Origin of the sequence: Mesorhizobium sp. M0898 (assembly GCF_040319695.1) — a bacterium.
In the GTDB taxonomy this organism is placed as follows: Bacteria; Pseudomonadota; Alphaproteobacteria; order Rhizobiales; family Rhizobiaceae; genus Mesorhizobium.
Genome location: NZ_JAMYOE010000004.1, coordinates 279,137 through 292,593 on the forward strand (window position 1 = coordinate 279,137; position 13,457 = coordinate 292,593).

Below are 13,457 nucleotides of genomic sequence, written 5' to 3' on the forward strand. Positions count from 1 at the left end.
TTTTCGAGCGTCGAAAAAATCTTCGCGTGTTGACCGGGGTGCGTTTCCGGCGGCACGATTGCCGGGATATCTTCGCCGCCCGTGTCACAGGACTGGGCAGCGAAGCAAGAAAGACCGTCGCCGCCAGGCATGACGGACATGGGAGGAAACATGTATCTCGGCCTCGATCTCGGCACGTCGGGCGTCAAGGCGCTGCTGATCGATGCAAGGCAGAGCATCGTCGGTTCCGGCCATGCGCCGCTCGACGTGTCGCGCCCGCATCCCGGCTGGTCCGAGCAGAACCCGGCCGACTGGATCCGCGCCTGCGAAGCGGCGGTCGGCGAGCTGCGGTCAATGCATGCGAAGGAACTCGCGGCGGTCAAAGGCATCGGCCTTTCCGGCCATATGCATGGCGCCACTCTGCTCGATGCCGCCGACCAGGTGCTGCGCCCCTGCATTCTATGGAACGACACACGCAGCCACGCCGAGGCGGCCGCGCTCGATACCGACCCGCGCTTTCGCAAGCTGACCGGCAACATCGTCTTTCCCGGTTTCACCGCGCCGAAGCTGGCCTGGGTGAAAAACAACGAACCGGCTGTTTTCGCCAAGGTGGCAAAGGTCCTGCTGCCGAAGGACTTTTTGCGGCTCTGGCTCGCCGGCGAGCATATTTCGGAAATGTCGGATTCGGCTGGCACGTCGTGGCTCGATGTCGGCAAACGCGCCTGGTCCTCCGAACTGCTCGCTGTCACGTCGCTCGACGAAAGCCAGATGCCGTCATTGGTCGAAGGCACGGCCAAGGCCGGTGCCTTGCGCGCCGAACTGGCCGCCAGATGGGGCATGCAGGCGGGCATCCCGATCGCCGGCGGGGCCGGCGACAACGCGGCCTCGGCCTGCGGCATGGGCACGGTCGGCGCCGGGCAGGCGTTCGTCTCGCTCGGCACGTCGGGCGTGCTTTTTGCCGCCAACGCGTCGTATCTGCCCAATCCGGAAAGCGCGGTGCACACATTCTGCCACGCACTGCCCGGCACCTGGCACCAGATGGGCGTCATCCTGTCGGCAACCGATTCGCTCAACTGGCTGTCGGGGATCGCTGGAAAAAGCGCCGGCGAGTTGACCGCCGAACTCGGCGATGCGCTGCAGGCGCCGAGCGGTGTCTCCTTCCTGCCGTACCTGTCAGGCGAGCGGACGCCTCACAATGATTCCGTCATTCGGGGCGCCTTTACCGGGCTTGCCCACGAGTCCGGCCGCGCGGCGCTGACCCAGGCCGTGCTCGAAGGCGTCGCCTTCGCTTTCCGCGACAGCCTCGAAGCCCTGGCCAAAGCCGGTACGACGCTGACCCGGGTGACGGCGATCGGCGGCGGCTCGCGTTCGCGCTACTGGCTGAAGGCCATCGCCACAGCGCTTGGCCTGCCGGTCGATATCCCAGCCGACGGCGATTTCGGCGCCGCCTTCGGAGCGGCCCGGCTTGGCCTGATCGCGGCGACAGGCGCCGATCCGCGCGCCGTCTGCACGGCGCCGTCGACCGACGCCACGGTCGAGCCGGTCGCCGCCCTCGGTGACGCCTATGCGCAAGCCTATCAGCGCTATCGCCAGCTTTATCCGGCGGTCAGAGGCGCCACGGCGTGAACGGTTTCCCGCCCACGCCGTGGCCTGCCGAGAAGGCCTCACTGTGCCGGCACCTTGTCGAGAAAGCCGGTGACGCTTTTCAGCCGGCCATTTTCGATGACGCCGATATCGGTGCCTTCGATGATGGAGCCGACGCCTTCCGGCCCGAGGTTCCAGGAGAAGCGGATGGTATCGGCGAAGCCGTCCGGCTTGCCTTTCAGCGAGAACCTGAAGCCGGCAAAGCGCTGCTGAACGCCTTCGATCAGCGCGGCGATGCCGTCATGGCCGTCGCCCTGCATGATCGGATCGCGATAGCCGACGTCCTCGGTGAAGGTTGCCTCGAGCAAGGCTTTCCTGCGTGCGGCGTCGCTCTCGTTCCAGGCGGCGATGTAGTTTTCGGCAATGGTGTTGAGGTCGGTCATGGTCTGTCTCCTTCGTTGGGTGGCTTTGACATGAGCCTTTTCGACCAGCGCCAGCGCGAAACCAATTACGCCTGAGGTAATCAGGCCGAACCATGCGAGAGGAAAAGAACATGAGCAGCGGTTTTTTCGGCGACATCCAACAGATCAAATACGAGGGACCGGATTCGACCAATCCGCTGGCCTACCGGTTCTACAATCCCAACGAGATCGTCGCCGGCAAGCGGCTGGAAGACCATCTGCGCTTTGCCGTCGCCTATTGGCATTCCTTCGCCTGGCCGGGCGGCGATCCGTTCGGCGGTCAGACGTTCGACCGGCCATGGTTTCCGAAGACCGGCGGTGCCGACACCATGGAGCTGGCCAAGCTCAAGGCCGACGTCGCCTTCGAGATGTTTTCGCTGCTGGGTGCGCCTTATTTCTGCTTCCACGATGCCGACGTGCGGCCGGAGGGCCGGGACTTTTCCGAAAGTGCGGCGCGGCTCGACGAGATCGCCGATTATTTCTCGGGAAAGATGAAGCAGACCGGCGTCAAGCTGCTGTGGGGCACGGCCAACCTGTTCTCCAACCGCCGCTTCATGTCGGGCGCCGCCACCAATCCCGATCCGGACGTCTTTGCCTATTCGGCGGCGACGGTGAAACACTGCATTGACGTCACCAAGCGGCTGAACGGCGAGAACTACGTGCTGTGGGGCGGCCGCGAGGGCTATGAGACGCTGCTCAACACCGACCTTGCCCGCGAGCAGGAACAGGCCGGCCGTTTCCTCAACCTGGTCGTCGATTACAAGCACAGGATCGGCTTCGAAGGCACCATCCTGATCGAGCCGAAGCCTCAGGAGCCGACCAAGCACCAGTATGATTACGACGTCGCCACCGTCTATGGCTTCCTCAAGCGTTTCGGACTGGAGAATGAGGTCAAGCTCAACATCGAGCAGGGCCACGCCATCCTGGCCGGCCATTCGTTCGAGCATGAACTGGCGCTGGCCAATGCGCTCGGCATTTTCGGTTCGATCGACATGAACCGCAACGACTACCAGTCGGGCTGGGACACCGACCAGTTCCCCAACAATGTGCCGGAGATGGCTCTGGCCTACTACCAGGTGCTGCAGGCCGGCGGCTTCAAGACCGGCGGCACCAATTTCGACGCCAAGCTCAGGCGCCAGTCGCTCGACCCGCAGGATCTGCTGATCGGCCATATCGGCGGCATGGACTGCTGCGCTCGCGGCCTCAAGGCGGCAGTGCGCATGGTCGAGGACAAGGCGCTGTCCGCCCCGCTCGCCGAGCGCTATGCCGGCTGGGATTCGGCCGAGGCCAAGGCGATGCTTGCCGGCAAGCGCACGCTGGAGGAAATCGCCGAGCGCGTCGTCAAAGAGAAGATCGAGCCGCAGCCCAGATCCGGCCGCCAGGAATTGCTCGAAAACATCGTCAACCGGTACGTCTGAGGCGTACCGTTTTCACGGCCGCATTGTTCAGCGGCCGCCGGCTAAAGACGGCTTTCCGCGGGGCTGAACCGACGAAGGTTTTGCCCCGTGTGAAACTCGCGTGGCCTGTTCGCTGACCGGGTCTGGCGCGCCTTAGCCGTGATCGAGGCCTCTCAGGTAGGCGCAAAACATGTCGGCCATGGCCTTGGCGTAGACTTCAATCTCCTTGGGCGTTCGAGGCGTCTCCGAGAACTGCTTCCCCACCGTGCTGAGCGTCGTCATGACCAGGTCGCCGGCCAATTCGCGAGTCGCTTGCGCGGCGCTCGGCAACGCCTCCTGCATGAAGAGCTGGATGGTGCGGTCTCCGGACGCCCTTGCAGTCTGCGCCTCGGGCGCGTCGCGGTAAAGCGGTGCGGCGTCGTCGAGCGCCACACGCACCGCGGCCTCGTCACACTCCGAGCGGAGGAAGGCGTGGACCAGGTCGCGCAGCCGGTCGAGCGGCGGTTTCCTGATATCCTCGAGGATATCGCGCAGCAAACTGGTCGTCTGCCGCCATTCGTCGCTCTGGAGCCGGAACAGGATCGCCGCCTTGTTCGGAAAATATTGATACAGCGATCCGACGCTGACGCCGGCCTTCTCGGCCACCCGCGCCGTGGTGAAGCGCTGCGCGCCTTCCCTCGCCAAAACCTGAACAGCAGCCTGCAAAATCGCAGCGACGAGCTCCGCCGAGCGGGCCTGCTTCGGCTGTTTTCGCGAGGAAATCCGCGGACTTCGGTTATCGCTCATTGAGAGCCGCGCCAATGCGATTAGTGAATGCGAATGATTAGTCGTATTTTGAATGTCGCACAAGAACGCGTTCAATTCCGACTGGAGACCGATATGACCACACTGACGACAACGCCGCTCGCGCCCCTGCTGGTCCGCCTGTTCGAGGAAGCCGCTGCGGCAACAAGCCCTGCAGTGGCGGAACTCTCCGCCGAGGAGCGGATGCGGCTGGTTCGAAGCAAGACCGAATACCTCGATTTCTATGGGCGGCTAAGGGATCTCTGGCTTCCCGTTTCGCGAGAGACCGGCACGCTGCTCTACATGCTGGCACGAGGCAGCAGCGCACGGACGATCGTTGAATTTGGAACCTCGTTCGGCATCTCGACCCTGCACCTTGCCGCAGCCTTGCGGGACAATGGCCGTGGCCGCCTGATCACCAGCGAGTTCGAGCCATCCAAGGTCGCGCGCGCGAGGAGTAATCTGACAGCAGGCGGTCTCATTGACATGGTGGAAATCCGCGAAGGAGACGCGCTGCAAACATTAAGCGTCGATCTTCCCGAAAGCGTCGACCTGCTTCTGCTCGACGGCGCCAAAGCGCTCTATCCCGAGATCTTGAGTCTGGTTGAAAGCCGCCTCAGACCGGGCGCCTTCGTCGTTGCCGACAACGCAGATCTTTGCCCCGAATACCTCGAGCGGGTGCGCTCGACCGGGAGTGGCTACATGTCCACGCCGTTCGGCGAGGATGTTGAACTGTCGATGCGGCTTGGCTGAAGCACTGCGTGACCTCCGGAACGATCGTGCCCAAGATGGGCGGCGGCGGACAAAACTTTGCCCGGCATCGCCCATCAATCGCCTCGCTCTTGCCTTCAAACAGCCGTCACGAACCTCCTATAGTGTGGTTCGTGGCGGGATTCAGAAAGAAGGAGGCGAAACGATATGCAGCACGAACGCGAAATCGACGCCCTGCTCTCATCTGGCCAGGCTGGATCGATCATCGACCGGCTGATGGCGCTGCCGCACCCGAAACAAGGTGCGCTGAGTGCAAACGAATGGGATCGCGCGGTCGCCAGCCGCTTCGAGACCCATCTTGCGAGACAGATGCGCTCGCAGATCGACGGCAGCAGCGACCGCCAGGACGCTGCCTGATCTACCTTTGCCTATGCATGTCGTTATCCCAAAACCGCTACGCACGCTCGGGCAAGCCCGTGGCCAGGCTTTTGGGCGACATGCATTATCCCCGACGCAGCCTGACCGGCGCTTCGCCGAACGCTCTTGAAAACGCTCTGGAAAATGCCGCGGCGGACGAAAACCCCGTTCGCCCGGCAATGTCCGCCAAGGCGATGCGCGTGTCGACCACCAGCCGGCGCGCGGCGCCGAGGCGCAGCCTGAGGTAATAAGCGCCGGGCGTTTCGCCGATCGACTTGCGAAAGATGCTTTCCAGCGTCCGTGCCGTCACCCCGGCGCGCTTTGCCACGGCGGCGATAGTCAGCGGCTGGTCGACATGCGCTTCCATCAGCCGAATGGCTTGCGCCAGCCTGGGATCGTAGCCGTCGAGACGGCCGAGCGAGACCAGCGGTTGCGCGTCCGTCGCGGCGCGCGCCTGGTCGTAGATGAAGACGCTCGCGACATCTAGCGCCACGGCCATGCCGAGCCGCGTGCGGATCAGATGCAGCATCAGGTCGAAGGTCGGCGAGGCGCCGCCGGTGGTGAACACCGGGCCATCGATGACGTAGCGGTCGGGGCGCACGTCGACGCCGGGAAAGGCCGACGAGAAATCCTCCATGTCCTCCCAGTGGGTGGTGGCGCTGCGCCCCTCCAGCAGACCGGCGCGGGCAACCAGCCAGGTGCCGGCCTCGACGCCGCCGCAGGCGCGTGCCGCGCGCGCCGCCCGGCGCAGTCCGGACAGCAAGGCCGATGTGGCATGGTTCTGCGTGCCGAAGCCGGCGACGACGACCAGCATATCGGTTGTGTCAGCCGCATCGAAGCGGCCGCTGACCGCCACCGGCAGGCCGCATGTGGTGACCGGCGCCTCGCCTGTCACCGAGACCAGCCTGAAATCGAACAGCGTCTCACCGGCAATGCGGTTGGCGGCGCGCAACGGATCGACGGCCGAGGCGACGCACATGATCGACGAGCCGGAGAATACCAGCAGCGTTACCTTGAGCGGCAAACGCTCGGCCCGAAAGATCGTCGGTTTTTCGTTTTTGGTCACACGATCTTCGTAAAACGCAAAACAGTTTCCGGCAAGTCAGGCATTCTTGCCCTACGTTCTATTGGGAGAGAATCCGATGCCGTTAGCGATGAACCGTGAGGTTTTCATTACCTGTGCCGTGACCGGGTCCGGCAGTTCGCAGGATCGCAGCCCGCATGTGCCGCGCTCGCCCAGAGAGATCGCCGATTCGGCCATCGAGGCGGCAAAGGCGGGTGCGGCGATCGTGCACTGCCACGTGCGCGATTCCGAGACCGGCAAGCCTAGGCGCGACGTGCATCTCTATCGCGAAGTAACCGAGCGCATCCGCGCGGCAGACGTCGACGTGGTGCTGAACCTGACCGCCGGCATGGGGGGTGACATGGTATTCGGCCCGCCGGAGAAACCGCTGCCGCTGAACGAAAAAGGCACGGACATGGGCGGCGCGAGCAACCGCATGGAACATGTGCGCCAGTGCCTGCCGGAAATCTGCACGCTCGATTGCGGCACCATGAATTTCGCCGAGGCCGACTATGTCATGACCAATACGCCCGGCATGCTGCGTGCCATGGGCGGCATGATGACGGCGCTCGGCGTCAAGCCGGAGATCGAGGCCTTCGACACCGGGCATCTGTGGTTCGCCAAGCAATTGGTCGAGGAAGAAGTGCTGAAGCCGGACGCCTTGGTGCAATTGTGCATGGGCGTGCCGTGGGGCGCGCCGGACGACCTCAACACCTTCATGGCTATGGTCAACAATGTACCGTCGACCTGGAACTGGTCGGCCTTTGCCATTGGCCGCAACCAGATGGCCTATGTCGCGGCCGCGGTGCTGGCCGGCGGCAATGTCCGCGTCGGACTGGAGGATAATCTCTGGCTCGACAAGGGTGTGCTGGCGACCAATGCGCAGCTGGTCGAGCGGGCGGTCAGCATCGTGTCGAATATGGGCGCCAGGGTCATCGGCCCGGACGAAGTCCGCAAGAAGCTGAACCTGACGAAGCGCGCACCGCTTTGAAAAGCCGGTAGCCGGTTGGGAGGAGCCGCCGATGAAGACCGTGAAATTCACCGCCATGAAGGACGGCGACCGCGAGGATTACGCCTTCCTCACCGAGCACGAGATCGACTACGCGGCAAAGACCGGCGAGCGGCTGCTCGACGCGCTCGTCCAGCTCGATGCGAGCCTCTCGGGCTACAAGATCACCCGGCTCGGCCATTCGCTGCAAGCGGCAACGCGGGCCTGGCGCGACGGCGCCGACACCGACTGGATTGCCTGCGCCTTGCTGCACGATATCGGCGACATCTACGCGCCCTATAACCACGACGAGTATGCGGCGTCGATCCTGAAGCCTTTTGTGCGCGAGCAATGCACCTGGGTGGTGGAGAAGCACGGCGATTTCCAGCGCCTCTATTACGCCCACCACCTCGGCGGCAATCCACACGCCCGCGACCGTTTCGCCGGGCACATCTACTTCGACGATTGCGATGAGTTTTGCGAACGCTGGGATCAGTCGAGCTTCGACCCGGATTACGAGACATTGCCGATCGATTTCTTCCGGCCCTTCCTGCTCGAAGTGTTCGCGCGCAAGGCCTATGACGCGTCCGTGATCCGTGCCGGCGAGCGCGTCGCCCTCACCGACCCCGCAACAGCCAGGACAAGAACCGGTGCCTCCGCATGAGCATCATCAACAAGGCGGCCGCCATCGGCGGCGGCGTCATCGGCGCCGGCTGGGTGGCGCGGCTGCTGCTCAACGGCATCGACGCGTCGATCTTCGATCCCGACCCCGAGGCGTCACGCAAGGTCGGCGAGGTGATGAAGGGAGCGCGACGCGCCTACAAGCAGATGCTGCCCGGCGGCCTGCCGAAGGAGGGCAAGCTTACCTTCGCCAAGACGATCGCCGAGGCGGTGGCAGACGCCGACTTCATCCAGGAAAGCGTGCCGGAGCGGCTCGACCTGAAGCACCGCGTGCTGGCCGAGATCGACCTTTATGCGCCGGCCAACGCCATTGTCGGATCCTCCACCTCCGGCATCAAGCCGACCGACATGCAGGTGGCGATGAAGAAGCACCCGGAGCGGCTGGTCGTCGGCCATCCGTTCAACCCCGTCTATCTGCTGCCGCTGGTCGAAATCGTCGGCGGCGAACAGACCTTTCCCGAGGCGATCGAAGTCGCCAAGGAGATGTATGCCTCGATCGGCATGAAGCCGGTGGTGATCCGCAAGGAGATCGAAGCCTTCGTCGGCGACCGGCTGCTCGAAGCGGCCTGGCGCGAGGCGCTGTGGCTGGTCAAGGACGGCATCTGCACGGTCGAGGAGCTCGACGACATCATGCGCTACGGCTTCGGCCTGCGCTGGGCGCAGATGGGCATGTTCCAGGTCTATCGCGTCGCCGGCGGCGAGGCCGGCATGCGCCACTTCATGGCGCAGTTTGGCCCGTGCCTGAAATGGCCGTGGACCAAGCTGATGGACGTGCCGGAGTTCAACGATGAACTGGTCGAGCTGATCGCGACCCAGTCGGACGATCAGGCGCACGGTCTGTCGATCCGCGAGCTCGAAAAGATCCGCGACGACAATCTGGTCGCCATCATGGAGGCACTGTCGAAGCAGAACAAAGGCAAAGGCTGGGGTGCCGGCGCCCTGCATAAGGACTACACCAGGCAGCTAGCCAAGCTCGCGGCCAAGAAGCCCACCGCCTCCAAGGCGGCCGAAAAGGCAAAGGCTGAAAAGCCGAAGAAAAGGAAGAAAGGCTGAGACCATGGATTTTGGTCTTTCGGAGGAGCAGAAGCTCATCGTCGAGACGACGCGGGCCTTCGTCGAGAACGAGCTTTACCCGCATGAGCGCGAGGTTGAACGCACCGGCGTGCTGCGCCGCGAGCTGATCGAGGAGATCAAGGCCAAGGCGATCGGAGCCGGCCTCTATGCCGCCAACATGCCGGCCGACGTCGGCGGCGCCGGGCTCGATACGGTGACCTGGCTGCTCTATGAAAAGGAACTCGGCCGCGCCAATTACGCGCTGCATTGGACCTGCGTGGCGCGGCCTTCGAACATCCTTCTCGCCGGCACGCCGGAGCAGCGCGAAAAATATCTGTTTCCCTGCATTCGCGGCGAGAAATGGGATTGCCTGGCAATGACCGAGCCGGGCGCCGGCTCCGATCTGCGCGGCATGAAGGCAACCGCCGTGCAAGACGGCGACGACTGGGTGCTGAACGGCACCAAGCATTTCATCAGCCATGCGGACCTCGCCGATTTCGCCATCGTCTTCATGGCCTCGGGGGAGGAAGAGTCTTCGCGTGGAAAACGCAAGAAGATCACCGCCTTTTTCGTCGACAAGGGCACCAAGGGTTTCACCGTGCGCGACGGCTACCGCAACGTCTCGCATCGCGGCTACACCAATGCCATCCTCGAATTCGACGATTGCCGGTTGCCGGCCAGTCAGGTTCTGGGCGAGGTCCACAAAGGCTTCGACGTCGCCAATTCATGGCTTGGCGCGACGCGCCTGCAGGTCGGCGCCACCTGCCTCGGCCGCGCCGAGCGGGCGCTTGGCCACGCCGTCGAATACGCCGCGCAGCGCCAGCAGTTCGGCCAGCCGATCGGCAAGTTCCAGGGCGTGTCGTTCAAGCTCGCCGACATGGCGACCGAGCTGAAGGCCGCCGACCTGATGGTGTTCGAAGCCGGCTGGAAGTACGATCAGGGTACCGTCACCGACCAGGACATGGCCATGGCCAAACTGAAGGCCACCGAGATGCTCGCCTTTGTCGCCGACGAGGCGATCCAGATCCATGGCGGCATGGGGCTGATGGACGATTTGCCGCTCGAGCGCATCTGGCGCGACGCCCGCGTCGAGCGCATCTGGGAAGGCACCTCGGAAATCCAGCGCCACATCATCTCGCGGGCGCTGCTGCGCCCGTTCGGGGGCTGAACAGCGCAATGTTTGCATTCCTTCGCGCCCCCCTCTGTCCTATCGGACATCTCCCCCTCAAGGGGGGAGATCGGCCGCCATTCCTGATTTCGCCAGTTATTGCCGTTGCATGCCTGGGGCCGGCGGCCCAACTGCCAATCTCCCCCCTTGAGGGGGAGATGCCAAGTTTTGGCAAAGAGGGCAGGGCAGAGGAGGGTGTTCATGCACAAACTTGAGCGCCTTTTGCGCCCGCGGACAATCGCGGTCTTCGGTGGCGCGCAGGCTGCCGCCGTCGTCGCGCAATCGATCAAGATGGGCTTTGCCGGCGAGATCTGGCCGGTGCATCCGAGCAAGGCCGAGGTCGCCGGCCGCAAGGCCTATCGCTCGGTGGCCGAATTGCCCGGTGCGCCGGATGCCGCTTTCGTCGGCGTCAACCGGCACTTGACCATCGAAGTGGTCAAGGCACTGGCCGAGCGCGGCGCCGGCGGTGCGGTCTGCTTCGCCGCCGGCTTCCTCGAAACCGAGGCCTATGACGAGGACGGCGAGCGGCTGCAGGCCGAGCTGGTCGCGGCGGCGGGCCAAATGCCAATCATCGGGCCGAACTGCTACGGGCTCATCAACTATGCCGACGGCGCGCTTTTGTGGCCCGACCAGCATGGCGGCATCAGGCTGCCAGAAGGCGGTCGCGGCGTTGCCATCATCACCCAGTCGTCGAACATCGCCATCAATATGACGATGCAGAAGCGCGGCCTGCCGATCGCCTTTCTGATGACCGCCGGCAACCAGGCGCAGACCGGGCTTTCCGAAATGGCGCTCGGCCTGATCGAGGACGACCGTGTCACCGCGCTCGGCTTGCATATCGAGGCTTTCGATTCGGTAGCCGGCTTCGAAAGGCTGGCGGCACGGGCGCGCGAGCTGAAAAAGCCTGTCATCGCCATGAAGGTCGGCCGCTCCGAGCAGGCGCGGCAGGCGACCGTTTCCCATACCGCGTCGCTGGCCGGCTCGGACGCAGCGTCCGGCGCCTTCCTGAAGCGGCTCGGCATCGCCCGCATCGATTCGATCCCGGCCTTCATCGAGGCGCTCAAGCTGCTGCACGTCACCGGCCCCCTGCCCGGCTACCGGCTGTCGTCGATGAGCTGTTCGGGCGGCGAGGCGTCGGTGATGGCCGACAGCGCCGAAGGCCGCTGGGTGACGTTTCCGCCACTCACCCCCGAGCACCGCGCGCATGTCAAATCGACGCTCGGGCCGCTGGTCGCGGTGGCCAACCCGCTCGACTACCACACCTTCATCTGGAACAACGAGCCGGCGATGACCGCCACCTTCACCGCGATGGTGTCGGGCGGCTTCGACCTCAACATGCTGGTGCTCGATTTCCCGCGCCCCGACCGCTGCTCGGACACCGACTGGTGGGCGACGCTGCGCGCCTTCGAAGTGGCGCTGAAGACCAACAGCGCGCAAGGCGCGATCGTCTCCTCGCTGCCGGAGAACCTGCCCGAGGAATACACTGCCGGCCTGATGGCGCGGGGCATGGTGCCGCTGTTCGGCATCTCCGAAGCCATGGACGCCGCCCAGGCGGCGGCCTTCATCGGCTGGGCCTGGCGCGAGCCGCAGGCGCAGCCGATCGACACTTCGGCGTCCGGCGCGCCGGTCGGCGACCATGTCACGCCGGACGAGGCCGAGGCGAAGGCGCGGCTCATCGAGGCCGGGCTCCCCGTGCCGAAGGGCGAGCGCGCCGGCAACGCGGTCGAAGCTGTCATCTCCTCGATGGCGCTCGGCTTCCCGGTGGCGCTGAAGGCCCTTGGTGTCATCCACAAGTCCGAGCTCGACGCGGTCCGGCTCAATTTGAGGGATGCCGAATCCGTCAGCACCGCCGCCCACGATCTCGGCCCGCTCGGCACGGGCCTTTATGTCGAGCGCATGGTGCGCGACGGCGTCGCCGAGCTGCTCGTCGGCTTCACCCGCGACCCGATGTTCGGCGCCGTGATGACGCTCGGCACCGGCGGCGTGCTGGTCGAGCTGTTGCGCGACAGCGTCACGCTGATGCTGCCGGCGACCCGCGACGATATCGAGGCCGCTTTGCGCGGGCTGAAACTGTTCCCGCTGCTCGACGGCTATCGCGGTCGGCCGAAGGCCGATGTCGCAGCGGCAATCGATGCGATATCGGGCATTGCCGCTTTCGTGCAGCAAAACGCCGGCGAGATCGAGGAACTCGACATCAATCCGCTGATCGTCTGCACCGAAGGCAAGGGCGCCTGGATCGCCGATGCGCTGCTGGTGCTTGGAGAGAACAAAAATGTCTGACGTCATCACCACCCGCCGCGAGGGCACTATCCTCGAAGTCACGCTCGACCGGCCCAAGGCCAATGCCATCGACCTGAAGACGTCGCGGCTGATGGGCGAGACTTTCAAGGCGTTTCGCGACGATCCCGACTTGCGCGTCGCCATCGTCAAGACCGCCGGTGACAAGTTTTTCTGCGCCGGCTGGGACCTGAAGGCCGCGGCCGGCTGGGACGCCGTCGACGGCGACTACGGCGTCGGCGGCTTCGGCGGGCTGCAGGAACTGCGCGACCTCAACAAGCCGGTGATCGCCTGCGTCAACGGCATGGCGGTCGGCGGCGGCTTCGAACTGGCGCTATCCTGCGACCTCATCTATGCGTCGGACCACTCCTCCTTCGCGCTGCCCGAAATCCGTGCCGGCACGCTGGCCGATGCGGCGACGATCAAGCTGCCGAAGCGTATCCCCTACCATGTCGCCATGGACCTTCTGCTCACCGGCCGCTGGATGGATGTCGCCGAGGCGCATCGATGGGGCCTGGTCAACGAGGTGCTGCCCAAGGAAAGACTGGAGGACCGCGTCTGGGAGATCGCGCGGCTGCTCGCCAGCGGCCCGCCGCTGGTCTTCGCCGCGATCAAGGAGACGGCCCGGGTCGCAGAATCGCTGACGTTCCAGGACGCGATGAACCGGGTGACGCGCCGGCAACTGTCGACGGTTGACGCACTCTACGGCTCGGAGGACAATCTCGAGGGCTTTCGCGCCTTTGCCGAGAAGCGCGATCCGGTGTGGAAGGGGAAATGAAGGTATTGCCGAAATGACGGCACTCCGTCACGCCCCCCTCTGGCCTGCCGGCCATCTCCCCCTCAAGGGGGTGTTTGGACCGGAGACATCGCGAACAGGTGTGCGAGGACATCGCGA

The 13,457-nt window shown here is 64.6% G+C and carries 13 protein-coding genes; 10 read left to right on the forward strand and 3 right to left on the reverse strand.

What is annotated here, in order from left to right:
- The first annotated feature begins 150 nt into the window (after positions 1-150).
- Complete coding sequence (gene xylB, locus NKH90_RS08575; protein ID WP_352818809.1) at positions 151-1,605, forward strand: xylulokinase; 1,455 nt, start codon at positions 151-153, stop codon at positions 1,603-1,605.
- Positions 1,606-1,643: 38 nt separating this feature from the next.
- Here the strand turns inward: xylB and NKH90_RS08580 are convergent, their stop codons facing one another.
- Positions 1,644-2,006 (reverse strand): nuclear transport factor 2 family protein, encoded by a 363-nt coding sequence (locus NKH90_RS08580; protein ID WP_352767383.1) that lies wholly within the window; start codon positions 2,004-2,006, stop codon positions 1,644-1,646.
- Between the two features lie 110 nt (positions 2,007-2,116).
- Between NKH90_RS08580 and xylA the strand changes: the two genes are divergently transcribed.
- Complete coding sequence (gene xylA / locus NKH90_RS08585; RefSeq protein ID WP_352818754.1) at positions 2,117-3,442, forward strand: xylose isomerase; 1,326 nt, start codon at positions 2,117-2,119, stop codon at positions 3,440-3,442.
- A gap of 132 nt (positions 3,443-3,574) precedes the next feature.
- Here xylA and NKH90_RS08590 read toward each other — a convergent pair whose 3' ends face one another.
- Positions 3,575-4,207: a TetR/AcrR family transcriptional regulator gene (locus NKH90_RS08590; RefSeq protein ID WP_352818757.1), complete on the reverse strand. Its 633-nt coding sequence runs from the start codon at positions 4,205-4,207 to the stop codon at positions 3,575-3,577.
- A gap of 93 nt (positions 4,208-4,300) precedes the next feature.
- Between NKH90_RS08590 and NKH90_RS08595 the strand changes: the two genes are divergently transcribed.
- Together NKH90_RS08595 and NKH90_RS08600 are read left to right on the forward strand one after the other, a co-directional pair.
- Positions 4,301-4,957, forward strand: coding sequence for an O-methyltransferase (locus NKH90_RS08595; protein ID WP_352818759.1), 657 nt, complete (start codon positions 4,301-4,303; stop codon positions 4,955-4,957).
- A gap of 165 nt (positions 4,958-5,122) precedes the next feature.
- On the forward strand, positions 5,123-5,332 hold the full coding sequence (locus NKH90_RS08600) for a hypothetical protein (RefSeq protein WP_352818762.1): 210 nt from the start codon (positions 5,123-5,125) through the stop codon (positions 5,330-5,332).
- Positions 5,333-5,417: 85 nt separating this feature from the next.
- On the opposite strand, the gene NKH90_RS08605 is transcribed toward NKH90_RS08600, so the two are convergent.
- Complete coding sequence (locus NKH90_RS08605) at positions 5,418-6,398, reverse strand: GlxA family transcriptional regulator (RefSeq protein ID WP_352818764.1); 981 nt, start codon at positions 6,396-6,398, stop codon at positions 5,418-5,420.
- A gap of 76 nt (positions 6,399-6,474) precedes the next feature.
- Here NKH90_RS08605 and bcoG point away from each other — a divergent pair, with 76 nt between their 5' ends.
- The 6 genes from bcoG to NKH90_RS08635 all read left to right on the forward strand — a co-directional run bounded on the left by bcoG (position 6,475) and on the right by NKH90_RS08635 (position 13,340).
- Positions 6,475-7,386 carry a 3-dehydrocarnitine:acetyl-CoA trimethylamine transferase BcoG gene (bcoG, locus tag NKH90_RS08610; RefSeq protein ID WP_352472538.1) on the forward strand — a complete coding sequence of 304 codons (912 nt, stop codon included), beginning with the start codon at positions 6,475-6,477 and terminating at the stop codon, positions 7,384-7,386.
- A 31-nt stretch (positions 7,387-7,417) separates the two neighbouring features.
- Positions 7,418-8,047: an HD domain-containing protein gene (locus NKH90_RS08615; RefSeq protein ID WP_352818768.1), complete on the forward strand. Its 630-nt coding sequence runs from the start codon at positions 7,418-7,420 to the stop codon at positions 8,045-8,047.
- A complete protein-coding gene (locus tag NKH90_RS08620) occupies positions 8,044-9,117 on the forward strand; it encodes a 3-hydroxyacyl-CoA dehydrogenase NAD-binding domain-containing protein (protein ID WP_352818771.1) in 1,074 nt (357 codons plus the stop codon). The genes NKH90_RS08615 and NKH90_RS08620 overlap by 4 nt, the downstream gene beginning before the upstream one ends.
- Positions 9,118-9,121: 4 nt before the next feature.
- A complete protein-coding gene (locus tag NKH90_RS08625) occupies positions 9,122-10,285 on the forward strand; it encodes an acyl-CoA dehydrogenase family protein (RefSeq protein WP_352818774.1) in 1,164 nt (387 codons plus the stop codon).
- A 201-nt stretch (positions 10,286-10,486) separates the two neighbouring features.
- Complete coding sequence (locus NKH90_RS08630) at positions 10,487-12,565, forward strand: acetate--CoA ligase family protein (protein WP_352818777.1); 2,079 nt, start codon at positions 10,487-10,489, stop codon at positions 12,563-12,565.
- A complete protein-coding gene (locus NKH90_RS08635; protein ID WP_352818780.1) occupies positions 12,558-13,340 on the forward strand; it encodes a carnitinyl-CoA dehydratase in 783 nt (260 codons plus the stop codon). The genes NKH90_RS08630 and NKH90_RS08635 overlap by 8 nt, the downstream gene beginning before the upstream one ends.
- Positions 13,341-13,457 lie beyond the last annotated feature (117 nt).

Bases quoted from the DNA above. Each gene is read 5' to 3' on its own strand.
- NKH90_RS08625 (WP_352818774.1), top strand. From the start codon at position 9,122: ATGGATTTTGGTCTTTCGGAGGAGCAGAAGCTCATCGTCGAGACGACG.
- xylA (WP_352818754.1), top strand. From the start codon at position 2,117: ATGAGCAGCGGTTTTTTCGGCGACATCCAACAGATCAAATACGAGGGA.
- NKH90_RS08635 (WP_352818780.1), top strand. From the start codon at position 12,558: ATGTCTGACGTCATCACCACCCGCCGCGAGGGCACTATCCTCGAAGTC.
- NKH90_RS08630 (WP_352818777.1), top strand. From the start codon at position 10,487: ATGCACAAACTTGAGCGCCTTTTGCGCCCGCGGACAATCGCGGTCTTC.
- NKH90_RS08580 (WP_352767383.1), bottom strand. From the start codon at position 2,006: ATGACCGACCTCAACACCATTGCCGAAAACTACATCGCCGCCTGGAAC.
- bcoG (WP_352472538.1), top strand. From the start codon at position 6,475: ATGCCGTTAGCGATGAACCGTGAGGTTTTCATTACCTGTGCCGTGACC.
- NKH90_RS08590 (WP_352818757.1), bottom strand. From the start codon at position 4,207: ATGAGCGATAACCGAAGTCCGCGGATTTCCTCGCGAAAACAGCCGAAG.
- xylB (WP_352818809.1), top strand. From the start codon at position 151: ATGTATCTCGGCCTCGATCTCGGCACGTCGGGCGTCAAGGCGCTGCTG.
- NKH90_RS08615 (WP_352818768.1), top strand. From the start codon at position 7,418: ATGAAGACCGTGAAATTCACCGCCATGAAGGACGGCGACCGCGAGGAT.
- NKH90_RS08620 (WP_352818771.1), top strand. From the start codon at position 8,044: ATGAGCATCATCAACAAGGCGGCCGCCATCGGCGGCGGCGTCATCGGC.
- NKH90_RS08595 (WP_352818759.1), top strand. From the start codon at position 4,301: ATGACCACACTGACGACAACGCCGCTCGCGCCCCTGCTGGTCCGCCTG.
- NKH90_RS08600 (WP_352818762.1), top strand. From the start codon at position 5,123: ATGCAGCACGAACGCGAAATCGACGCCCTGCTCTCATCTGGCCAGGCT.